Here is a 23806-nt window from a genome sequence, read left to right as displayed (position 1 = left end):
GCATCCGTCGCTGGCAGTTCAAGCCCGGGTAAGGTTCCTCGCGTATCATCGAATTAAACCACATGTTCCTCCGCTTGTGCGGGCCCCCGTCAATTCCTTTGAGTTTCACCGTTGCCGGCGTACTCCCCAGGTGGAATACTTAACGCTTTCGCTTGGCGGCTTACATTGTATCGCAAACCGCGAGTATTCATCGTTTACTGTGCGGACTACCAGGGTATCTAATCCTGTTTGATACCCGCACTTTCGAGCCTCAGCGTCAGTTGCACCCCGGATGCCTGCCTTCGCGATCGGAGTTCTTCATGATATCTGAGCATTTCACCGCTACACCATGAATTCCAGCATCCCTGTGTGCACTCAAGACCTCCAGTATCAACTGCAGTTCGACGGTTGAGCCGCCGTATTTCACAGCTGACTTAAAGGTCCGCCTGCGCTCCCTTTAAACCCAATAAATCCGGATAACGCCCGGACCTTCCGTATTACCGCGGCTGCTGGCACGGAATTAGCCGGTCCTTTTTCTGATGGTACATGCAAGGGGGCTCACGAGCCCCGTTTTATTCCCAACTAAAAGCAGTTTACAACCCGGAGGGCCGTCTTCCTGCACGCTACTTGGCTGGTTCAGGCTTCCGCCCATTGACCAATATTCCTCACTGCTGCCTCCCGTAGGAGTTTGGACCGTGTCTCAGTTCCAATGTGGGGGACCTTCCTCTCAGAACCCCTACCCATCGATGCCTTGGTGGGCCGTTACCCCGCCAACAAGCTAATGGGACGCATCGCCATCTCATACCGATAAATCTTTGTTCAAAGCCTCATGCGGGACTCTGAAAACACCGGGCATTAATCTTACTTTCGCAAGGCTATTCCCGAGTATGAGGCAGGTTCGATACGCGTTACTCACCCGTGCGCCGGTCGCCGGCTACCGAAAGCAAGCTTTCGATACCGCTGCCCCTCGACTTGCATGTGTTAAGCCTGTAGCTAGCGTTCATCCTGAGCCAGGATCAAACTCTTCATTGTAATATCTTAATGTTTTGTTTTCTCTGTTTTTTTGCTCAAGACTCCGTCATTACCTGTCCTTGAAATTTCTTTCAGGAATTGACAAGTGACTTTTTAACCCGAACAGCTCTTTATATAAAGAGTGCTCATTCTGTCTCTTGTACTTCTCTACAAAATAGTTTTATGTAATGTTTTCAAAGATCGAATTGCTTCAGATTTGTGAGGTGTTGTACGCCTCATTTCTGATTTGCGAGTGCAAAGATACGGACTTTTGGCACACACACCAAATTTTTGGCGAAGAAATTTTGGAGAAATTTTCGGGAATTTCTCTTGAAACGGACGTAACTCGCTGAATGCCAGCGCGTTGCGGCGTGCAAAAAAAATCGCGCAATTTTGCGCTCTCGGGCGGCGGACATGCCCGGTTGCGCCCGCTGGCGGGCAAAAGTGCTGGTTTGCTGGTGCGCAGACGGGCGGGGATTTTTTTATGTCCAACGGGGCAATAACAGTTTTTTTTCAAAGATTTGCCGTGCGAGAAATATAGTCACCCCTCCACGATTCCACAAAAGCGCCATAATCGACCTACACAAGACCTTCGTAATAAGGCACAACACAAAGAATACATATAGCACACAAAAAACATCACACATACATATATAAATACGTGACGGCATAAAAAGTGTTTCATATTTCCGTATATTAGTTTTTTTGGCTTATTTTGCCACAGAATCGCGCTGGGCGCGCCGAAATTCTACGTTTCAAGCACATGAAAAAGACCAACAACAACATAATAAACAAAAACAAGTACGAGCTATCACTTGAACACAGCCGCATAAATTTTATAACCGACCTTATAGCACCGGCTGGCAACCCAGAAAACGCCACCGTGCCAACATACATCTCCATTCTGTGCACCAAAGGACATGGTGAGCTCACGCTCAACGGCCTCGCCCTTTCCATCAACAAAAATGACATGCTCGTGTGCGCGCCAGGCGATATAGTAGAGAGCAAAGGCATCAGCGACGACTTTGAATCATGCGGCTTTGCACTATCAAAACAATTTTATGACGATCTCACCCACATTCCATTAGGTTTGCTCAACACGCGCGTATATATATCGGAACACCCAGTGATGACCATTAGCGAACACGCGGCACACCTATTCATACAATACTACGAACTAATACGTTCAAAACTCTCAGCCCCCGCTCCTACCAAGCACCACCAGCTTGTTACCGACCTGTTGTTAGAAGCCTTTATGTACGAATTTCACGATGCGCTCGAGATAACCACCAACGCCAGGCCCGTGCACTTTACCTCAGGCGACAATCTGTTCAAGCAATTTTTAGAACTGATATTGCAGTCGCACCCCAAGCCGCGTTCAGTTGTATGGTACGCCGACCAGCTTAACGTCACGCCAAAATACTTGAGCTGTGTAACAAAGCAATGCTGTGGCGAAACCGCATCAACCATCATCAACCGCTACGTGCTTGAAGACGTAAAGCACAATTTGAAACGTCCGGAAAAGAGCATAAAGGAAATCGTATGCGAACTTGACTTTCCCTCAATATCATTTTTTGGCAAATACGTAAAGAAACACCTTGGAGTCGCCCCCAAATACTACAGACAAAACTTAGGAGTAGAAATTTAGCAAGCAGAAACAGACAGACAAGGCCCGAACCAAGACAAATGAAACGGCCCGGCAATCATACTATGCAGACGCCTGACAACTACGCCAACTGACATTCACATAACATAAAAACATTATATAAAATGACAAAAGAAGAAACACGCATTGTGCTCGAAGCCATCAAGACACGCCGCAGCTTTCGCAAATACAAAAGCACCCCTGTGCCACAAGAGTTGATAGACCAAGTGATAGAAGCCGGCACCTATGCCGCATCTGGCAAGAGCATGCAGCCATGGCTCGTGATACAAGTGACAGACGAAGACACGAAGCAGCGCATCAGACGCGCCAATGCACTGATAATGGGAAAGAGTGAAGACGCAGACCCTTTCTATGGCGCACCAGTTTATTTAATAGTACTGTCGGAGCGTGCCAACCCCAACCACGTGTATGACGGCACACTAATGATGGGCAACATGATGCTTGCGGCCCATGCCGTAGGCCTTGGTTCGTGCTGGATAAATCGCGCCCGCGAAGAGTTTGAGCAGCCCGAATGGAAAGCCTGGCTCAAGGAAATCGGTGTAGAAGGCGACTACGAAGGCATAGCCCATCTGGCATTGGGATATCCCGATGGTGAACCACGCGAACCAAAGCCCCGCAAGGAGTGTGTAATAAAAGTAGGAAAGGCTTAAGGACGATTCTAAAAAATTCTGATTTTAGAGTTCTTCTATTCTGAAATAGGAATTATTAGAACAGCCCTTTAACAAGCCACACCATTGTCAAGTAAATGTTCAAGCACCAACATGAGGCGTCATGCCACATGTTGGTGCTTGAATCGTATTATTAAGTGCAGGCACAAGCAGACGCTCAAAAATATTTTTGACAATCACCAAATGCCATTTTCACATTGAAGACACGTTCTCGGTCACATCTGCCCGCTCCTTCTCAACCACATAGCCCGACTTGCCAACCGCCACCCATTGTGGCATGGCCTTGCCTCACAAAAGCTGCCCATCATCAGCAATGCACCTTGCGCATATTGCCAAGATTGGTAATCAACAGGGTACGATTCTCGTCAAGTTTACCATTTTTCAGCAAGCGCCTGTTATACTTCCACCAATTAAGCAAAGCCCGATTGTCAACACGACGCTTGTCGGGCAACTGGCCGAACTCCTCAATATAGGCTTTGAGTTCGGCATATCGCGTATTCCAAACACTCTCACGTCTTGACATCTTTTCCATACACAAGATATCAGAAATTCCTCAACACAAAATCAGCTCCGGCATCAATCAACATCTTTCGCGAATGATTGCCCCACTCCACTCCTATGCAGCGCCCTACCCGTGCATTGCGCCCCATCTCTATGTCGAAGGTGGTGTCACCAATCACCGTGGTATCGGCGGGCAGCACATTAGTCAGTTCGCAAAGGCGTTCAACCGGGGCCGGATCAGGTTTGTGCGCAATCACGTCCTCACAAGCCACAATGTAATCAACATAGCGCAGCACCCCCAACTGCTCGAGCAGGCAGCGCACCGAATCGTGCCCACGACTGGTTGCTATGGCCACAAACATTCCGCTTTCGTGTTGGCGGCACATTTCTTCGTCCACCCCTGGAAAGAGCGTAACCCCCACCGTGCCTACCTGTTCAAACAGCACACGGTAAAGCGCCGTGGCCCGCTGCACCTCGTCATTTCCACAAGGGAGCGCAGCCAACTGCGCCACACTTGCCTGGAGCGGCAAACCGATGGTGCTGCAGATGGCCTCGTCTGATGGCACAGCCCACCCCATGCGTCTGAAAGTCTCCGTCATGGTTTGCACTATACCGTGCGAGGTATCGGCTATGGTACCGTCAAAATCCCATGCCACCAACTGGCGACGCAACGAGTAGCGCGCCGTCACCCCCTCACCGTCAAAGCCGGGTATAGGCGGCACACACTTTGTCACCTCCACATCAACCTGGCGCAACGTAAAAAAATGACGCAACAAGCAACGCGCCACGCGTGCTGCCACGCGCTCAATGAGCTGCGAGGGTTGCTTCATCTCCCGGCCAACAATGTCATACACCTCGGCATAGTTGATAGTCCCCTCCAGTTCGTCGTGACACAACGCATGATGGGCATTGCGGCCGTCAATATGCAACACGAGTGAAAGCATAAATTCGCCCCCCACCTGCTGCTCTTGCGGCATCACACCGTGCCGGGCATGAAAGCGCATGCGCGGCATGGATATCGTAAAGGCATTATCTTGAATTAGCATACAAGCATATTTTGTTTAGAACGTGTGCAAAGTTAACCATTTGCACGCAAACAAGGAAATGGCTGCAATATATGCCACTGCTTTGGTTCGCCCCCTGCCCCAACAGAACCTACCGTGTACATAACACCTACATATATATATATGTACGCGCGCGTGCGCGCGCGACAGAGAAAACTCAAAATTTGTCTACGCTCTGCACTTTTCGACCACAACACTCTGATTATCAATCGTTTAAGCGTGTATACACTATCTACACGCCGTCTGCACTACGTGCACTCACAAAAATTGTTTGGGCGAGGTTCGAACACCCACATCAAGCAGTAAGCACCCTAAAGAAAATGAGAGAAAACGCTAACGGGAGGTAGAAATTTCTGACGGAGCAAACGTTTCGACGCTCCCCCTATACAGAAAATTCGGAGTGGCACAACCCTAAAAAGCGGGTGGGCACACAAGCATGCCGCACGGGGTACAGCAACAAGTGCAGACTCCCCGCTGGACGTGCTGACGGTGCAGGCGGGATGTACACAACGTGCAGACTTTTCTACACTGCTCAAACGATTGATTTTCAAGGAAGTGCATACAAAAAGTGCAGAATGACGACAGCTTTAAGAAATACGCATATAGGAGCAGTTTGGGCATAAGAATGGTGAGCGGCGTCACACATCAGCACTACAGCCCCTCGCAAATGCCCCACGCGTCAGACGGACACACAACAGTCCATGCCACGATGTGTGCCAAGCATCTGACTATTTTGTCAGTCCACCGCCACCATGTTCCTCTGCGAAAGGCGCATTTTGGCAGTAATTTGAAATATTTGTTATAGATTTTTCCCCACCCCACCCATGGCAATATCTTTGCCTATATGCAGGGCGTAAACAACAACGAACAAAACAAATAAAACATACAACTATGAATTTCGACAACTTTACAATCAAAGCACAGCAGGCCCTGCAACAGGCTATTGACCGTGCCCAGCAAAACGGGCAACAGGCCATTACCCCTGTACACTTGTTGGCCGGTGTGCTGGCAGTGGGCGAAAACGTGACGCAGTTTGTGTTTGGCAAAATGGGCGTCAACGAGCATGCACTGCAAGCTGCCGTTAACAACGAGTTGCAGCGGCAGCCCCGGGTGAGCGGTGGCGGCAGTCCCTACCTTGACCAAGAGGCCAACGATGTGGTGACGCGTGCACAAAGCATAGCCAGCAAGGGCGGCGACAGCTACGTGGGACTTGAGCCCATGCTGCAAGCTCTGCTCGAGGTAAAGAGCACAGCATCGCAAATGATGAAGGACGCCGGGGTGACCACCGACGGACTGCAACGCGCCATTGAGGAATTGCGCGGTGGACAAAAAGCCACCTCGCAAAGCGCTGAGGACACCTACCAGGCATTGGCCAAATATGCCCGCAACCTGGTGGAGGAAGCTCGCAACGGCAAACTCGACCCTGTGATTGGCCGCGACGAGGAAATACGCCGCGTGCTGCAAATTTTGTCGCGCCGTACCAAAAACAACCCTATACTGATAGGCGAACCTGGTACCGGTAAGACAGCCATTGTGGAGGGTTTGGCCGAGCGCATTGTGCGCGGCGACGTGCCCGAGAACTTGAAGAACAAAAAACTCTACTCACTCGACATGGGTGCACTGGTGGCTGGCGCAAAATACAAAGGCGAGTTTGAAGAGCGACTGAAGAGTGTAATTAACGAGGTAACACAAGCCAATGGCGACATCATCTTGTTTATAGACGAAATACACACCCTGGTTGGCGCCGGCAAGGGCGAGGGGGCCATGGACGCCGCCAACATTCTGAAACCTGCCTTGGCCCGTGGCGAACTGCGCAGCATAGGTGCCACCACACTTGAGGAGTACCAAAAGTACTTTGAAAAGGACAAGGCGTTGGAACGCCGTTTCCAAACGGTGATGGTAGACGAGCCTACCCCCGAAGATGCCATCAGCATTCTGCGTGGATTGAAGGAGCGCTACGAAAATCACCACAAGGTGCGTATTCAAGATGACGCCTTGATTGCCGCCGTGCAGTTGTCGCACCGCTACATCACCGACCGCTTCTTGCCCGACAAGGCCATCGACCTGATGGACGAGGCAGCAGCCAAGCTCCGTATGGAACGCGACTCGCAACCTGAGGAGTTGGACGAGATTACACGCCGCCTGCGCCAGCTTGAAATTGAACGCGAGGCCATCAAGCGCGAGAATGACACCGCCAAACTCGAACAGCTCAACAAGGAGATAGCCGAACTGAGCGAGAAGGAGAAAGACTTGCGTGCCAAATGGGAAGGCGAAAAGGAGGTGCTCTCACGCATACAGCAAGACAAGCAGCAGCAAGAGCAGCTCAAATTTGAGGCCGAACGCGCCGAACGCGAGGGCGACTACGGCCGCGTGGCCGAAATACGCTACGGCAAACTCAAACAACTTGACGACGATATCCGCGCCCAACAGGAGCAGCTCAAAAATCGCCAAGGCACCGAAGCCATGGTGAAAGAGGAGGTTACCCCCGACGACATAGCCGACGTGGTGGCCCGGTGGACAGGCATACCCGTTACGCGTATGCTGCAGAGCGAACGCGAAAAACTGCTGCACCTTGAGGCCGAACTGCACCGCCGCGTGGTAGGTCAGGACGAGGCCATCGAAGCTGTGGCCGATGCCGTGCGCCGCTCACGTGCCGGACTGCAAGACCCCAAGCGGCCTATCGGTTCGTTCATCTTCCTTGGCACAACGGGTGTGGGCAAGACCGAGCTGGCCAAAGCTCTGGCCGACTACCTGTTCAACGATGAGAACATGATGACACGTATCGACATGAGCGAGTATCAAGAGAAGTTCAGCGTGAGCCGTCTTGTAGGCGCGCCTCCCGGATACGTAGGTTACGAGGAAGGTGGCCAGCTCACCGAAGCCGTACGGCGCAAACCTTACAGCGTGGTGCTCTTTGACGAAATAGAAAAGGCACACCCCGATGTGTTCAACATTCTGCTACAGGTGCTTGACGACGGCCGTTTGACCGACAACAAGGGACGCACGGTGAACTTTAAGAACACCATCATCATCATGACCTCGAACATGGGTTCGCAACTCATTCAGCAAAAGTTTGAGGCCATCGCCAACAAACGTGCCGACGAACGCGCACGCATTATTGACGAAACGAAGGGCGAAGTGCTCGAGATGTTGAAGAAGACAATACGTCCGGAATTTCTGAACCGTATTGATGACATCATCATGTTTGAACCGCTCACGCAACCTCAAATCGAACAGATCGTTCGTTTGCAGGTGGCTGGCATTGCCCGTCTGCTCAAGGATCAGGACGTACAACTCGATGTGGCCGACGATGCCATAGCCCTCGTGGCCAAGGCCGGTTTCGACCCCGAATTTGGCGCCCGTCCTGTAAAGCGTGCCCTGCAACGCTTGTTGCTTAATGACTTGAGCAAAGCCTTGCTGGCCGGCACCGTGGACAAGACAAAGCCTATCCACGTCAAGGCCGACGGCGACAAACTGGCTTTTAGCAACTGACAGGCATAACACGCACAAAGACCTTGGCTGGCCCATCTGCCATGCGTCATGTGCGCTGCGGCCAGAAGCACCAGCCAAGCGTTTTGCTAACTGATATATTAAAGGACTGCCACTACACAACAATGGTGTGGCAGCCCTTTTTGTGTATGCCGACAGTATGCCCCGAGTGTAACCCTCCGGCATACGCGCAGAGCGTGACGCAATGAAATATAACAAAAAAACGATGCTCGACGCTTGGCATACCAAAAGTTTTGCGTAAATTTGCCGCACGTTTTGGTCAAAGCCGGAGATGAGGACCGCTCGAACAATTTCTCCACTGAGGGCCGTGTTGCCCAACCCGTTCCTGCCGCCACTTGCCCACTTGCGGCCAAAGCTACTATTACTCACTTTATTATTAACTCATTAAATGGAGAATCTTAAAAACATTGCACCGCTTGCGGACTTTGACTGGAACGCATTTGAAAATGGTGCCACAGAATCAACTCAGAGCCACGACGAACAAGAGAAGGCTTACGATGCAACACTCGGCCGCGTAAACGAGAACGAGATTGTTGACGGTACAGTAATTTCAATCGGTAAGCGCGAAGTTGTTGTAAACATTGGCTACAAGAGCGATGGTATCATTTCTGTAAATGAATTCCGTTACAACCCCGACCTGAAGGTAGGCGACACTGTAGAGGTGTACGTTGAGAACCAGGAAGACAAGCGTGGCCAGCTCGTGCTCTCGCACAAGAAGGCTCGTGCAAGCAAGTCTTGGGAACGCGTTAATGCCGCTCTCGAGAACAAGGAAATTATCAAGGGTTACATCAAGTGCCGCACTAAGGGTGGTATGATCGTTGACATCTTCGGCATCGAGGCATTCTTGCCCGGTTCACAGATCGACGTTAAGCCTATCCGCGACTACGACGTATTCGTTGGTAAGACCATGGAATTCCAGGTTGTTAAGATCAACCAGGAATACAAGAACGTTGTTGTATCACACAAGGCACTCATCGAGGCTGAACTCGAAGCTCAGAAGCAGGAAATCATCTCTAAGCTTCAGAAGGGTCAGGTACTCGAAGGTACCGTTAAGAATATCACCTCTTATGGTGTATTTATCGACCTCGGCGGCGTAGACGGTTTGATCCACATCACAGACCTTTCATGGGGCCGCGTAAACGATCCCCACGAAATTGTGGAACTCGACCAGAAGCTCAATGTTGTTATCCTCGATTTCGACGAAGAGAAGAAGCGTATCGCCCTCGGTCTCAAGCAGCTCACTCCTCATCCTTGGGATGCCCTCGATCCTAACCTCAAGGTAGGTGACAAGGTTAAGGGCAAGGTAGTGGTTATGGCTGACTATGGTGCATTCGTTGAAATCGCACCGGGCGTTGAAGGCCTTATCCACGTTAGCGAAATGAGCTGGAGCCAGCACTTGCGCTCTGCTCAGGACTTCCTCAAGGTAGGCGACGAGGTTGAAGCTGTAATCCTTACTCTCGACCGTCAGGAACGCAAGATGTCTCTCGGCATCAAGCAGCTCAAGGACGATCCTTGGAAGGATATCGAAGTTAAGTACCCCGTAGGCTCACGTCACCACGCCAAGGTTCGCAACTTCACCAACTTCGGTGTATTTGTTGAACTCGAAGAAGGCGTTGACGGCCTTATCCATATCTCTGACCTCTCTTGGACTAAGAAGATCAAGCACCCCTCTGAGTTCACTCAGATTGGCGCCGACATCGAGGTTGTTGTACTCGAAATCGACAAGGACAACCGCCGCCTCTCTCTCGGTCACAAGCAGCTCGAAGAGAACCCCTGGGACGTATTCGAGAACACCTTCACTGAAGGTAGCGTTCACGAAGGCACTATCGTTGAACTCATGGACAAGGGTGCCGTAGTTCAGCTCGAATATGGTGTTGAAGGCTTTGCTACTCCCAAGCACCTCGTTAAGGAAGACGGATCACACGCCAAGGAAGGCGAGAAACTCCCCTTCAAGGTTATCGAGTTCAACAAGGACAGCAAGCGCATCATCCTCTCACACAGCCGCACCTTTGAAGATGCTCAGCGTGGTGAGACTCCCGCCGCTCCTCGCAAGCCCCGCGCAAGCAAGGCTAAGAGCAGCGATATCCCCACTATCCAAAACCAGGCCGCTACTACCTCACTCGGTGAGAACGACGCCCTGGCAGCCCTCAAGGCTAAGATGGAGAAGGGTGAATAATTCCTTACTTTGGCGTTAATTGTTATTAACGTATATACAATTTGGTTCCGGAAGCTGTGGCACGTGAGTGTCGCAGCTTCCTCTTTATATGTACACACCGCACTCGCAATGCGCTTTGCCCCCACTCGCACTGACGCTCCATTCGCTGGCAAAAAAGCTTAAAGTAAACGGTTTGAGCATAGTATGTCACTTATTGTTAGTACCTTTGTAAATATTACATGCCGGCAAATACAGCCGGCGGGATTTATTAACTGCATACACATTTTCTATTCATGATAAAGACAGCAAGACTTTTGCCAGCCATGCTGGCTACCCTGCTTGTGCTTTCGGCCTGCAAGGGTAACAAGAATAACACGCCGGCCCTGGCCGCCGACACAACAAGCTTTGTCGACACTACAGCAGCCGAACAAGTGACAGACTCCACCATTTATGGCAAGGCCAGCGAGGACTTTGGCATGAGCACCTTTGGCATGATAACCGACGACGGCGACACAATCAACGTGTGCCGCACAGCCAACGATGGCACTGATGCCAAAATATATGGCAGCATTAAATACGACAACCGCTATGCCATGACTACACGCGACAATGGCGAGTCGCTCGGCGTGCTGATTAACTTGACTGAGCTTGACAAGAAACTCAAGAACTACGAAATACGCAACGGGCACTTGGTGGTGAACGGCGACACGGTGCCTGTGGAGAATTATTTGAAATAAAGCAAAGCAACAGACAGATATGTTTTCAGGAATAATAGAAACGACAGCACGCGTAGTGGCTGTAGAACAAGATAAAGAGAACAAGCACTTTACGATGGCTTGCGACTTTGGGCACGAACTGAAAATTGACCAAAGCGTGGCACACAACGGAGTTTGCCTGACTGTAGTGAAAATAGACGGCGACCGCTATGTGGTAACCGCTATGGACGAAACACTGAAACGCTCTAACCTGGGACAGCTGCAGCCGGGCGACGAGGTGAACGTGGAGCGCTCCATGATTATGAACGGGCGACTTGACGGACACATCGTGCAGGGACACGTTGACACAACTGCCACCTGTGTAAACATAACCGATGCCGACGGCAGCTACGAATTTACCTTTGAATACGAGGCAAGCGACGAGATGATTGCCCACGGCTATTTTACGGTGGACAAGGGCTCGGTTACGGTGAACGGCGTAAGCCTCACTGTGTGTGAGCCAACCCGCAACACCTTCAAAGTGTGCATCATTCCGTTTACCTACGAACACACCAACTTTCACCACATCAAGGTGGGCACGAAGGTTAACATCGAATTCGACATCTTGGGCAAGTACATCAGCCGCTTGGCCAGTCTGCAGAACAACACTGCGCAATGATTAAGCTACTTATGATATTTGCCGGTGGTGGTTTGGGCAGTTTGTGCCGTTACAGCATTGGCGCAGCGCTGCTCAAAAATATTGACGGACACTTTCCGTGGGCCACTTTTGCGGCCAATGCCATAGGCTGCCTGTGCATCGGATTGCTTGCGGGCTACTTTGAAAGGCGGCAAGCCGGACTGGTGTACATGCTGCTGGTTACAGGATTTTGTGGCGGATTTACCACCTTCTCGACATTCTCAAACGAGAGCGTGCAATTGATGCGGCAGGGTTTCTATTCATTAGCTTTAGGCTACATGGCCCTGTCTATGTGTACAGGTTTGATGTGCACCGCATCGGGGTTTTGGGCCGCAAAGAATATCTGATACACTTTCACCTTCTACTCTATTATGCGCAAGAAAGAACTATACGAACACGTGCTGGCGTACTTTGAACACACCATGGACGCTACCGAAACGGAGTTGCACTTTAGCAACCCCTTTGAATTGTTGGTGGCCGTCGTTCTGTCGGCACAATGCACCGACAAGCGTATCAACCAAGTGACGCCGCGGCTGTTTGCCGACTTTCCTGTGCCCGAAGCTATGGCGGCCACCACTCCCGAGGTTATTTACGATTACATCAAGTCGGTGAGCTATCCTAACAACAAGTCCAAACATCTGGTGGGGTTGGCCAAAATGCTGGTGGAGCGGTTTGACGGTGAGGTGCCATCTACGCTTGAAGAACTGACACAGTTGCCCGGCGTGGGACGCAAAACAGCCAATGTCATACAGGCTGTGGCTTTTGGCAAAGCAGCCCTGGCAGTTGACACGCATGTGTTCAGAGTGAGCCACCGCCTCGGACTTGTGCCACAGCGCTGCACAACCCCATACAGCGTGGAGGTGGAACTTAAAAAACACATACCCGAACAGTTGGTGGCCTCGTCACACTACTGGCTCTTGCTGCACGGGCGTTACACTTGTTTGGCTCGCAAGCCCAAATGTGACAAATGCGGATTGCGCGACGTGTGCAAGAGTTGCATGGGGTAACGCACTGCCCACACAAAAAAGAGCACAGACCGACCTATTTCACTCAACTAATCTATTTCATCAGACTAACTAAATAGCTCCACGCAATATGGCCGACTTCTTATCAAAGCTTTCTGTACTCCAATCTGGAAACGAGGACCTGTTCATGCAAAAGAAGAGCAGAGACCCAAACAAACACATAAACTTTATGCTTGAGTGCAAGAAAGAGGGTGTGTTTCTTTCGGTGGTAGACGAAGACCACAACAAGGTTGACGTAAACTTTAGAAACTACGATAGCATCACGGCCCAACTGCTGCAAAGCATTGATAATGTGATGCAACAAAAGGAATACGATGTGGTGTGGGGTGAAGCTGAAAGTGGGCTAAATCTGAACGATTACCCCTATTTGTGCAATCAACTTGTGCGCTGTTCCAACATCATTGACAGCGAGGGTCATAAATTGAACGTGGCCGATGAGGGTGAGCAGCATTTGCAACTACGACTCAAGCACAAGAAAGACAAAGAATTTCTGCCCGAATTTTATATCGGCGACAGCAAGGTGGACAAGCTGCAAATGTTGTCGGACGTCTTTGCTTGGATTGGCAATAAAATATATGCCATACACTCAGTAGGCAACAACTATGCGCATTTGGACATTCTGAAGTGTAATATTGACGAAAGTATGCTTGAGCAATATCTGTCGGTGCTCTATTCGTACTTTAGCAATATACAAGTGTCATGTGACGGCTACGATGTACACTTATCGGCCCACGAAATGCTCTCTGTCCCCACCCTGTTCATTGAAGAAATTGATGCCGACAAAACACTTTACCTGCGCGTGGCTGATGTTGTAAAAGTGCTTCCCGACAGTTTTGTTGACAAGTTCGGCATTAACATGGTGGCACAAATATCCGTGCCCGGCGTCATCGACGTGAAAAAGCTCAAACGCGTCCCTATGCAGGACACCATCGAATACCTACGTACTGAAATTCTGCGCTTTGCCCCCGACCGACAAGCCAAAAAGAACGTATACCTTGCCGACGACACTTTTATCATACCCGAAAACATAGCCGGGCCTTTCCTGCTTAACGCACTGCCATCGTTGCTCAAAACATTTGATTTGGTGGGGGCTGACAAACTGAAAACATACAAGATAAGTGCTGTCACACCTAGCCTAAACATCAAGCTGTCGTCGGGCATCGACTTTTTGGAGGGTAGCGCAAAGGTGCGTCTTAACGAAGAGGAATTTACACTACAACAACTCTTTTCGCAATATACCGAACGCAAATACATTCAGCTTTCAGATGGCAACCGCGCCATTGTGGACGATGGCTATATGCGCCGTCTGCAACGCATCTTCAGGAAAGTGAAGAAGAGCGACAAAGACCGTATCAAGGTGTCGTTCTTTGACCTTAAAGACCTTGAAGAGCTGGTCAACGGACCGCTCGAGGGTAAAGTATTTGAACATCATCGCAAATTCTACGAAGGATTTAACAAGCTTACGCGCAAAAGGCTGACGCTGCCCAACGTCAACGCCACCTTGCGCCCCTACCAAATAGAGGGCGTGAAGTGGATAAAATACCTTTACGACAACAATATGGGTGGCTGCCTGGCCGATGACATGGGGTTGGGTAAGACTCTGCAAGCCATCTCTGTGCTAAGCCTCATCTATCCACAAGAGAGCAAACCCACCTTGCTTGTGATGCCACGCAGCCTGCTCTTTAACTGGCAGAATGAACTGGCACGCTTTGCCCCCCAACTGAGCGCCTACACCTATTATGGCAACACCCGGGACATAAAGGAGGCCATGCAGCACCAGCTCATTCTCACAACCTATGCCATCGTGCGCAACGACATCAAGACGTTTAGTGCTCAAGACTTCCACTACGTCATTCTGGACGAGAGTCAGAACATCAAGAACCTTACGGCACAAAGCACGCAGGCTGTATTCATGCTTAAAGCCCCCCATCGTCTGGCTTTGAGCGGCACACCAATTGAGAACAACCTCGGTGAGTTATATGCCCTGTTCCGGTTTCTTAATCCAGCTATGTTTGGCACCCTTGACAACTTCAATCATGACTATGCCAACCCCATACAAAAGAATGGTGACAAGGAAGCCATGCAATGCCTGCAACGCAAGATTTTCCCTTTCATGCTACGACGTTTGAAGCGTAATGTGCTGAAAGACTTGCCCGATCGTACGGACAAAACCATTTACATTGAAATGAACAATGCACAAGCCAATCTTTACGAGCAACGACGCGTATACTATAAAAACCAAGTAGAGCAATCTATTGCAGCAGATGGCATACAAAAGTCTCAGTTCGTGATATTTCAAGCATTGAACGAACTGCGACAAATAGCCTCTATTCCCGAAAAGCTATCAAACGATAAAATTACATCGCCCAAGCTTGACATGCTCACCGAAACACTGCTCAACACGGTGGCCAACGGACACAAGGCTGTTGTTTTCTTCAACTTCATAGCAGGTCTCGACATGTTGGGCGACACGCTTGAGGCAAAAGGCATTGACTACGTCTGCATGACGGGCTCCACACGCGACCGTAAAATGGTGGTGGAACGCTTCCAAAACAATGAGCAATGCAAGGTAATGCTTATGACACTCAAGACAGGGGGTGTAGGACTTAACCTGACGGCCGCCGACACAGTGTTCATTTTCGAACCTTGGTGGAACAAGGCTGCCGAAGAGCAAGCCATCAATCGTCTGCACCGTTTCGGACAAAAAGCCAAAGTGCTTTGTTTCTCACTCATTACGCAAGATACGATCGAAGAAAAGATACAGCAATTGCAGCAACAAAAGTCTGAGTTGTTCAGCGCACTCATCAACAGCGACAGCTCATCGTCAAAACAACTCAGCGAAGAAGACATCAAGTTCATTTTAGGCTAAACTCCCATTCAATCATGGCAGACGAGACACTGGTTAAAACAGAAAAGATTATAAACCTTAGCAATCAAGAGGCCATTATCGTGTCCCGCGATATTCTCAGCAGTCATACTATTTCGGAAATAAAGTATCTTGTTAAATATTTGCTCAACAGCCTTAACTACATACGCTATGTGGCCATTAACGAGAATAATCACAAATACGTGCCTGATGTCATCAAACTATGCGCTACCAAGAAGCAATGCCTTAAGGCCGAATTGTTGAACTTCGCATCACTATTTTTCAACGAAGACAACTTTCATCTCTTCCTCGAGACTTTACCCGATAATGTGCGCGCGATATGGATTGCGGCAGCAGACAAAATCTTTTTAAGCGAAAAGGAAGCAAACGAATTGTTGGGAGAAGAATGCGTCATAGACACACACAGATGGCACCAGGTGGGCGTATGCAACACTTTAGGCGAAGGTATCTTCAAAATTACAAGCAGCGAGCGTTTTGATTATAGCGATAACAATACCTATTATTTGACATTCAAATCTTATTGGCTAAGGGAACTAACCTACAGGTGCTCACACCACACGCTGAAGGATTGCCAGACAGCCGTCCTTCCAGACAAACTAACTGTGTTCAACGCCGAGGCTGACCTATTTCAAGAAATCCCCATTCTCAACAATTTACGCGAGAGTGGAATGCTAACTTTGGGCAGAACACATTTTTTTACAGCGAAACTGCGCAAGGCTTTAGACAAAGCCCGCATTAACAACTTTAATCTGAACGAAAAAAGCACGAAGTACTACGAAGAGACACTTCGCAGCTACTACTTGATTATTACATACCTGCTTACTTGCGAAAGGACATACGACCATGTAATCAACTCTGCCTCACCGCTGCAGTTAATACAGCTATGCGTAAAGTATGTATTCGACCATACATCTAAATTTTGCAAGCTGTTTTTGCCTCACATCACTTGTATTGATCGGGATTACGACTATTCACACCGCAATACAAACAGGCTCATGCGTTCGTTCGAGCACAGCCTTCTGACTTTGAAATCGAGTATGTGGGTCAGCATTGAACAGGTGTTGTACCAAACAAGATGCTTTTTCGATCACAAAACCTACGTCTCTATACTAATACAAGAGCCAACGTCATATTATAATATTGGTTTCGAATTGCGCGACAAAAATGCCGACGAGCCGATAAAGTATGACGAAATCATTACGCGTGTAACCTATCAAAGCATAAAATCTGTACTGTTAGCCATGGCAAGCTGGGGTATCATCGAAATAGCATACGACCCCACTACTACAGGCAATGGCCCGTCCTACCTTACAGACGCCTTACGCTATGTGCGCCTTACCAACTTAGGCAAATATGTTTTGGGAGAAGCGAAGTCCTATCAGTTGCCCGCCACAATAGTCAACACATGTAAGGACTTTGAGCTGAACACCGACCGGTTACTCATCAAAGTGCTCAACCCCAACAGTAAGGGAAATTTCGCACTCGGTAAAATAGCTACCCCCATCACGCCCCAGCTCTATCGCACAGACTTTTCCGTTTTCCTTAAAGAGTGCAATACTCAGGACGATATCGAAAAGAACATCGATTTGTTCAAGAAATACATTGCTAACGAACCACCCCAAATATGGGCAGATTTCTTCAATACCATGCTGGAACGGACCAATGCACTTAAAAAAGTGAAGACAAACTACATTACGCGTTCGATCGATGCCAAAGACAAAGAGTTGCAAGACATAATCATGCACGACCCCAATATCAAACAATACATATTGCGTGCCGAAGGCTATGTGGTGCTGATAGAGCAAGCACACCTGAACGACGTGAACAACATACTCAAAACATATGGTTACACCATCTAATTCTCCACATTGGCATGAAACACTTGCTTGCTGCCCTCATAGGCATCTTTAGCGTATGCGCCACAGCCACTACACGCAACGAAACTGAGGCGCGCCGCATAGCTCAAAGCTGGTTTGCACAACACAATGTTGCAAGTTTGAACACCGGCCACTCCCGCACACAAGAGGCTACCATGATGACATGCGACACGCTCAACATGGCATGGTGTTACAAGCGCCAGCACCAATTTGTACTAATTGGCAAGCACGCATCGCAACCTGCCATACTCGGCTATGGCAATACCGCGCAGGGAGTTATGCCACAGGGGCTGAAACGTTTACTCAACAGTGCTCCAATGCCCACTGACACGTACACCTACCGCCCCTACCCGCTCGATGGTTGCCAATGGCAACCCGTGGCGCCACTGCTCAGCACACAACACGGCTACCACACGCCCTACAACGACGCTTGCCCCTACTATACCGACAACGATGGTGTGCGCTCCGATGCACGCTGCGTACCAGGTTGTGTGGCCATTACTTTAGAACAAATTCTGACCTATTACAAACGCACCTACACGCTGCAAGACACCTTGCACGGCTGGCAAACGCCCAATTACACCATTCCCGACATATTGCCTGGCGAGGTGGTCGACGCCAGTCTCATACGCGACGAGTATGCCAACAACAACGGCACCACCGACGAACGCGATGCCGTGGCACGTCTGATGTATTATTTGGGCGTGGCCACACACATGAATTGGGGCATCGACGCCAGCGGCACAAACTCTACCAAGGTGGCCGACCCGCTGAAACAGGCTTTTGGCTTGAAATATGTGCACTACCTTGACAGTTACAAGTACAATCCGGTTGCATATTGGAACTTTCTGGCTCAAGAGCTCATTGCGCGTCGCCCAATTTACTACTCGGGCAGTGCCATGAACCTCGAAGGCCACGCTTTTGTACTCGACGGACTTGACGCCAACGGGCTTTTCCACGTCAACTGGGGCTACTATGGCAGCTACGACGGCTACTTCCGCCTCGACGTGCTGTCTGTCAAGGCCCCCACACACGACCATGACGCATTTGCCGACGACGGCTACTTTTGCAATCAAGAGGCTGTGGTGATGTGCCCCGACGAGGTGACGGGGGTAATGCCTCCCGACACACTGCACCGCACGGGCCATGAGGTGGTGGTGGACAGCGTGTGGTTTGCAGACGAACCGTCAACCGCCTGCATGACACGCATCAACATGGCGGTGCACAACACCACACAGCAAACGCTCACCACGCCATTTGCCCTGATGCTGAATGCCCCAACCGACACGGCACGGCTTGAACAAGCCGACTGGCTGGCTTTTACGGGCGTCACGCTCGCCGCCGGACAGCGCGACACACTGACCATACACACGCTGCTGCCCCGCAACGGACATGACATGCAACTTGCCATCAGCCCCGACGGCGAACAAATCATTTACGAGCGCACGCTCAACATCACCAGCCACGGCACCACCCAGCTGCACAGCGAGGCACCGCGCCTTACGTTTGTTGACGGATCGACCATCGAGGTGCAGCAAACTGTGGGCAACAAACTTTATGACGAAAGAGCCGCACAAACACTACTCTTTAATCTGAAGGACAACACCAGCCACACCGATGCACAACTCACACGGCGCATTTATCTGCCTCCCACAACCGACACCACATTGTGCGTGAGGTTTTACAACCTTGTGCCAGGTCACAAATACCGCCTCAAACTGCAAGGTGAGCAACAGGGCGACATGCAGCGACTTGAGTTTGTCATGCCCGGCGCCGATGCCGTTGCCACACCAACATGTGCCCCCAACAGCCGCACACTGTACATTTCAACCGACGGACGCACCTCACCCACCATGCCACACAACTACAAAGGAGCCTTGCTGCAATACCGCCAGGGCAAGATTACCAAAATCATACAACACTAATTTGGTTAACGGGTTAACGAGTTGACAGGTTGACAAGTAAGTATGCTATACTTATAAAGTTAAAGCCAGGACGGTAAGAGGTTTGACTAACTTACCTGTTAACCCGTCAACTTGTTTACTAATTCTCTAAAATTATTATGCTAAAGAAATCACATATTAAGACGTTGCTTGTGTCGACCACCGACAATGGCGAGGATATCATACGTACAGAGGCCGATGGCGGCTGCCTGATTGACGAAAGCGGCCTTATGCTGCGCTACGCCGAGCGCGACAACAACGGCACAGCATCACTGCTGCTCACCGACGGCTTGGCCGACCTCAAGCGCAACGGGCGCATCAAGTCGCGCATGACTTTTGTTGACGGCAAACTTGTGCCTTGTGCCTACACCACCCCCAATGGTGCACTCGACTTCAGCCTCTACACACACAGCACACAGCTCAACGTAACGCCCGAGGGCGGACGTTTTGAGGCACGCTACACCATGCTTGCCGCTGGCAAACAGGTGGCCGACAATGTGCTTACCGTGGAGTGGCAATTTACAAACTAAGGCTGAAACAGCATGACAGCCCCCACCTCACTATGGCTAAAACAATATAACAATCCCCATGTCTGAATTTCCCAAATGGCTGCTTGCCCTTGCCGGCCTCAGCCTTATCCCCCTACTTGCGTGCCCGCTCTTCTTGTTCGGTGCACAGCCCTTTGGCACAAGCCAATATGGCATTGTGCGTTTTCTGCTCTACCTGCTCACCCAACTGTTGTGGCTCGCACCAACGGCCAGTTTCTTTGTCACGCTCGACCTTTGGCGCCGTGGCTACAACAAAGCAAGCATTGCGCTTGGCACGGCAGCAGTCGTGGTCAGCGTGCTGGCCTTTATACTGATATTTAGATAACCGGACCACAATGCGCACAGGCGCATACTGCACCCTAAAGGGTGTTTCAGAAAGGCTTCAACCGCCATGCGGCGTGGAGTTCTCTTTCTGAAACACCCTTTATTGTTGTATGTTACATTCAAATCGCCACCCTATGTCAAGGGTTGAGCAACTGCTGCAAGGCATTAACCATACCCGCTGCCGTCTGTCCTGTTGGGATGCCGGCCGGGGCAAACGCCTCAACTTGCTTGTTCAGTGCATCGAGTGCGGCGTTGTTGCCCTTTGCTGCATACTCCTCACGCAATATGCGCACCTTCTCGGCCATTGCCACCCCCTCAATAAAACGCTCATAGCGCACCGACGAGCGCGGCCCCGGATAGATGAGATAGGTGTCGCCCGGGGCAAACAAACGGAAACGCGTATCGGTGAGCGGGTTGTCGGCCCAGTTCATCCACGACCAGTGCAAATAGCCCTCAAACTTGTTGGCCACACAAAATACTGGCAAATAGGCAGCCTCAGCCGGCAGACTGTTTGAAAACAAATTGGGCTCCGTATTGCTGCAACAAGTGTAGGTCGTACTCTTCCACCCACGGGCCTTGCGGGCAGCCAGCTCGTCATCAGTAAAGTGCTCGCCAAAACCTATACAATAGTCGTAAAGCTTGTCAACCAGCTCCTTGTGGTGTGTGCCAGCAAGCGCCATCTTGATGCCCGGCACCGCCTCTTGCGCCACACGGTAGGCATCGAGCATATTGTCGAGCCCGCGTTCGTCCATGGCTATACAAGTCTTGTCATACCACCCTTGCTGTTTGAGGTGAGCAGCAAAACTCTTCAAAAATGCGGTCCAAAGCGCCTTGTACTCTGCACTGCTGGTTGTGGTTTTCAAATCCACATCCTTGCCCTGTGCCTCATCATAATAGCGGAACGACATATCCCAGGGCACCATCGAGAAACAGTTAATTTGCTCACTTATACCACACTCCTCACACAGCTTCACCCATTGGTCAAACACTGTGTAGTCGTACTGCCATTCGCCGTTCTTGGTGCGTGTTGTGCGCACCATGGCACTGAATTTGTCATGGCTCTGGTCGCCCCAAGGCTCATAAAACAATATGGCCGACACCACCTTTTGTCCGCTGCGCGCCAACAGTTTGAGGTAGGGGCGTAAAGCTTCAAGGTGAGCCTGGCTCCAACGCGGCACATCGTTGTAACGCGACACAGCATAAGGCTGCTGCCAAAAGTCCACATGAAACTTTTGTTCGGCTGGCGAAGGCAAGGTGCGTGCATTTACCTCAATCTTCAAGTTCAAGCGCTTCAGCACCTTGTGCGTTTGCGCATCGGCCACCTCCAGCTGCGTGCTGTACACACCGGCATCAGCATCAGCCGGCACCTCCAGCGTGCACCATACAGGGTGTGTGGTCCCCTCCTCTGCCGTTTGCGGCACATCAAGGTCTATGATATCGGCCACCTGGTAGGGCGTGAGGTTGTTGGGGTGATAACCGCAATACTGAAAGTTGTCGGTTGTCACATAGTTAATAAAGCGTGCCTCGCCCTGTGAGGCCGCAATGGTGGCGCCCCCCTTGCGCCAAGGGGTGAGCCTCACCTGCAGCGCGCCTTGCTTTTGAGCGGCATACACCACAGCCTCCACGCCCACACGCTCACCGCGCCAAGCCTTTATCAGCGTGTCTGATTTGGCCCTCATCACAGGGCGCTCAGTTTGCGCATAGTGCACATCTTTCGAGGCCCACGACACTTGCAGCCCCTTTCCGCCCGTTGTTTGAGCCTGCAGCGAAAGGGCTACAGCGCACAGCGGAATAATTATCGTTTGTTTAAGATTCATAGTTCATCATATTTTTGGTGGAATACAGTCACAGCCTCAATGCCCTTGCGCATCATGCTGAGTGGCATATTTTCGTTAGGCGAATGTATGGCATTGCTTTCAAGTCCAAAACCCATCAGCACGGTCTTTACGCCCAGTTCGCGTTCAAAATCGCTGATAATGGGTATGCTGCCACCGCGTCGCACCGCCAGCGGCCGTTTGCCAAAGGCAGCCTCAAACCCAGCCTCCGCCGCACGATAGGCCGGCAGGGTGATTGGGCACACATAGCCCTCGCCGCCATGCATCGGCGTAACCTTCACCTTCACACACTTGGGGGCCATGCGCTCAATGTAGTCAACAAACAGTTGCGACACCGTTTCGTGCTGCTGGTGTGGCACCAGACGGCACGACACTTTGGCGTATGCCTTCGAGGGCAGCACCGTTTTGGCACCCTCGCCCGTGTGGCCACCCCAAATGCCGCAAATGTCAAACGAGGGCCGGCAGGCATTGCGCTCAATGGTTGAATAGCCTTTTTCGCCCCGCAGCGCATCCACCCCAATGGCCTGCATGTAGCGCTGTTCGTCAAATGGTATGTGGGCTATCATGCTGCGCTCATCGGCCGACAGCTCCTCCACATCGTCATAAAAGTGGGGTATGGTTATGCGTCCGTCGGCATCGGTCACCTTGGCAAGCATCTCACACAACACATTGATGGGATTGGCCACCGCACCACCAAAGTGCCCGCTGTGCAAGTCGCGATTAGGCCCTGTCACCTCTATCTGCCAATAGGCCAGCCCACGCAGTCCGGTGGTGAGCGATGGCAAATCGGCCGCAAGCATCGAGGTATCACTCACCAATATCACATCGCATTGCAACAGGTCGTGATGCTGTTTCAAAAAACTGCCGAGCGAAGGCGACCCTATCTCCTCCTCTCCCTCAAGTATAAACTTCACGTTGTGCTTTAGCAATCCATGGCGCACGAGGTATTCAAGCGCCTTTACCTGTATAAAGCTCTGTCCCTTGTCATCATCGGCGCCACGTGCCCAAATGCGTCCGTCGCGCACCTCAGGCTCAAACGGATTAGAGTGCCACAAATCCAAAGGGTCAACCGGCATCACATCATAGTGGCCATACACCAACACGGTGGGTGCCGCATCGCTCACATGCTTTTCGGCATACACCAGCGGATTACCCTCCGACGGCATCACCTCGGCATGGTCGGCACCGGCAGCCACCAGCAATTCTTGCCAACGTTTGGCACAGCGCAGCATGTCATCGTGGTGTGCAGGTTCGGCGCTGATACTCGGAATGCGTATCAGGCTGAACAGCTCGTCAAGGAAACGCGCCTCGTTCTGTAGCACATAGCTCTGTATAGTAGGAATTGTTGTCATAAGTCTTGTTTTAATTATCCATTGGCAAAGATAGTGCAAACCGAGTGAAGAAAGTCAAGCTTGCTTGAA

Annotated in this window: 17 protein-coding genes and 1 rRNA gene (1 of these 18 only partly in view); 13 read left to right on the top strand and 5 right to left on the bottom strand. The window is 50.7% G+C overall.

Annotated features, from left to right (window positions below):
• A 16S ribosomal RNA gene (locus BQ5453_RS06665) occupies positions 1 to 1011 on the bottom strand; it reaches 519 nt to the left of the window's first position.
• A 742-nt stretch (positions 1012 to 1753) separates the two neighbouring features.
• On the opposite strand from BQ5453_RS06665, the gene BQ5453_RS06660 reads away from it, so the two are divergent.
• Entirely contained in the window at positions 1754 to 2638 is an 885-nt protein-coding gene (locus BQ5453_RS06660) for a helix-turn-helix domain-containing protein (protein WP_071122612.1), read from the top strand.
• Between the two features lie 122 nt (positions 2639 to 2760).
• Positions 2761 to 3306: a nitroreductase gene (locus BQ5453_RS06655; RefSeq protein ID WP_022101922.1), complete on the top strand. Its 546-nt coding sequence runs from the start codon at positions 2761 to 2763 to the stop codon at positions 3304 to 3306.
• Positions 3307 to 3631: 325 nt separating this feature from the next.
• Here BQ5453_RS06655 and BQ5453_RS06650 read toward each other — a convergent pair whose 3' ends face one another.
• Together BQ5453_RS06650 and folB are read right to left on the bottom strand one after the other, a co-directional pair.
• Positions 3632 to 3856: a helicase associated domain-containing protein gene (locus BQ5453_RS06650; RefSeq protein WP_071122611.1), complete on the bottom strand. Its 225-nt coding sequence runs from the start codon at positions 3854 to 3856 to the stop codon at positions 3632 to 3634.
• Between the two features lie 10 nt (positions 3857 to 3866).
• Positions 3867 to 4871, bottom strand: a complete 1005-nt coding sequence (gene folB / locus BQ5453_RS13940; RefSeq protein WP_083361142.1) for a dihydroneopterin aldolase — start codon at positions 4869 to 4871, stop codon at positions 3867 to 3869.
• Positions 4872 to 5780: 909 nt separating this feature from the next.
• Here folB and clpB point away from each other — a divergent pair.
• From clpB to BQ5453_RS06590, 11 genes are all read left to right on the top strand, one after another.
• The gene (gene clpB / locus BQ5453_RS06640) at positions 5781 to 8381 is read left to right on the top strand and encodes an ATP-dependent chaperone ClpB (RefSeq protein ID WP_071122610.1); all 2601 of its coding nucleotides are present in this window, start codon (positions 5781 to 5783) and stop codon (positions 8379 to 8381) included.
• Between the two features lie 406 nt (positions 8382 to 8787).
• On the top strand, positions 8788 to 10575 hold the full coding sequence (rpsA, locus tag BQ5453_RS06635; RefSeq protein WP_071122609.1) for a 30S ribosomal protein S1: 1788 nt from the start codon (positions 8788 to 8790) through the stop codon (positions 10573 to 10575).
• A 272-nt stretch (positions 10576 to 10847) separates the two neighbouring features.
• Positions 10848 to 11291, top strand: a complete 444-nt coding sequence (locus BQ5453_RS06630) for a hypothetical protein (protein WP_071122608.1) — start codon at positions 10848 to 10850, stop codon at positions 11289 to 11291.
• Between the two features lie 19 nt (positions 11292 to 11310).
• Positions 11311 to 11928, top strand: a complete 618-nt coding sequence (locus BQ5453_RS06625; RefSeq protein WP_071122607.1) for a riboflavin synthase — start codon at positions 11311 to 11313, stop codon at positions 11926 to 11928.
• On the top strand, positions 11925 to 12293 hold the full coding sequence (crcB, locus tag BQ5453_RS06620; protein WP_071122606.1) for a fluoride efflux transporter CrcB: 369 nt from the start codon (positions 11925 to 11927) through the stop codon (positions 12291 to 12293). Before BQ5453_RS06625 ends, crcB begins: the two co-directional genes overlap by 4 nt.
• Positions 12294 to 12317: 24 nt before the next feature.
• Positions 12318 to 12953: an endonuclease III gene (gene nth, locus BQ5453_RS06615; RefSeq protein ID WP_071122605.1), complete on the top strand. Its 636-nt coding sequence runs from the start codon at positions 12318 to 12320 to the stop codon at positions 12951 to 12953.
• A gap of 88 nt (positions 12954 to 13041) precedes the next feature.
• A complete protein-coding gene (locus tag BQ5453_RS06610; RefSeq protein ID WP_083361141.1) occupies positions 13042 to 15840 on the top strand; it encodes a DEAD/DEAH box helicase in 2799 nt (932 codons plus the stop codon).
• Between the two features lie 14 nt (positions 15841 to 15854).
• Entirely contained in the window at positions 15855 to 17717 is a 1863-nt protein-coding gene (locus BQ5453_RS06605) for a hypothetical protein (RefSeq protein ID WP_071122604.1), read from the top strand.
• Positions 17718 to 17731: 14 nt separating this feature from the next.
• Positions 17732 to 19660 carry a C10 family peptidase gene (locus BQ5453_RS06600; RefSeq protein WP_071122603.1) on the top strand — a complete coding sequence of 643 codons (1929 nt, stop codon included), beginning with the start codon at positions 17732 to 17734 and terminating at the stop codon, positions 19658 to 19660.
• Positions 19661 to 19797: 137 nt separating this feature from the next.
• A complete protein-coding gene (locus BQ5453_RS06595; RefSeq protein WP_071122602.1) occupies positions 19798 to 20208 on the top strand; it encodes a YwiB family protein in 411 nt (136 codons plus the stop codon).
• A 58-nt stretch (positions 20209 to 20266) separates the two neighbouring features.
• Positions 20267 to 20551 carry a hypothetical protein gene (locus BQ5453_RS06590; RefSeq protein WP_071122601.1) on the top strand — a complete coding sequence of 95 codons (285 nt, stop codon included), beginning with the start codon at positions 20267 to 20269 and terminating at the stop codon, positions 20549 to 20551.
• A gap of 136 nt (positions 20552 to 20687) precedes the next feature.
• Here the strand turns inward: BQ5453_RS06590 and BQ5453_RS06585 are convergent, their stop codons facing one another.
• Both BQ5453_RS06585 and BQ5453_RS06580 read right to left on the bottom strand, forming a co-directional pair.
• Entirely contained in the window at positions 20688 to 22367 is a 1680-nt protein-coding gene (locus tag BQ5453_RS06585; RefSeq protein WP_071122600.1) for a DUF4091 domain-containing protein, read from the bottom strand.
• Complete coding sequence (locus BQ5453_RS06580; RefSeq protein ID WP_071122599.1) at positions 22364 to 23737, bottom strand: dipeptidase; 1374 nt, start codon at positions 23735 to 23737, stop codon at positions 22364 to 22366. The genes BQ5453_RS06585 and BQ5453_RS06580 overlap by 4 nt, the downstream gene beginning before the upstream one ends.
• Positions 23738 to 23806 lie beyond the last annotated feature (69 nt).

This window comes from Prevotellamassilia timonensis (genome assembly GCF_900106785.1).
GTDB lineage: Bacteria > Bacteroidota > Bacteroidia > Bacteroidales > Bacteroidaceae > Alloprevotella > Alloprevotella timonensis.
Note: the sequence above shows the minus strand (reverse complement) of the source record. Positions and strands in the feature narration are given on the sequence as shown.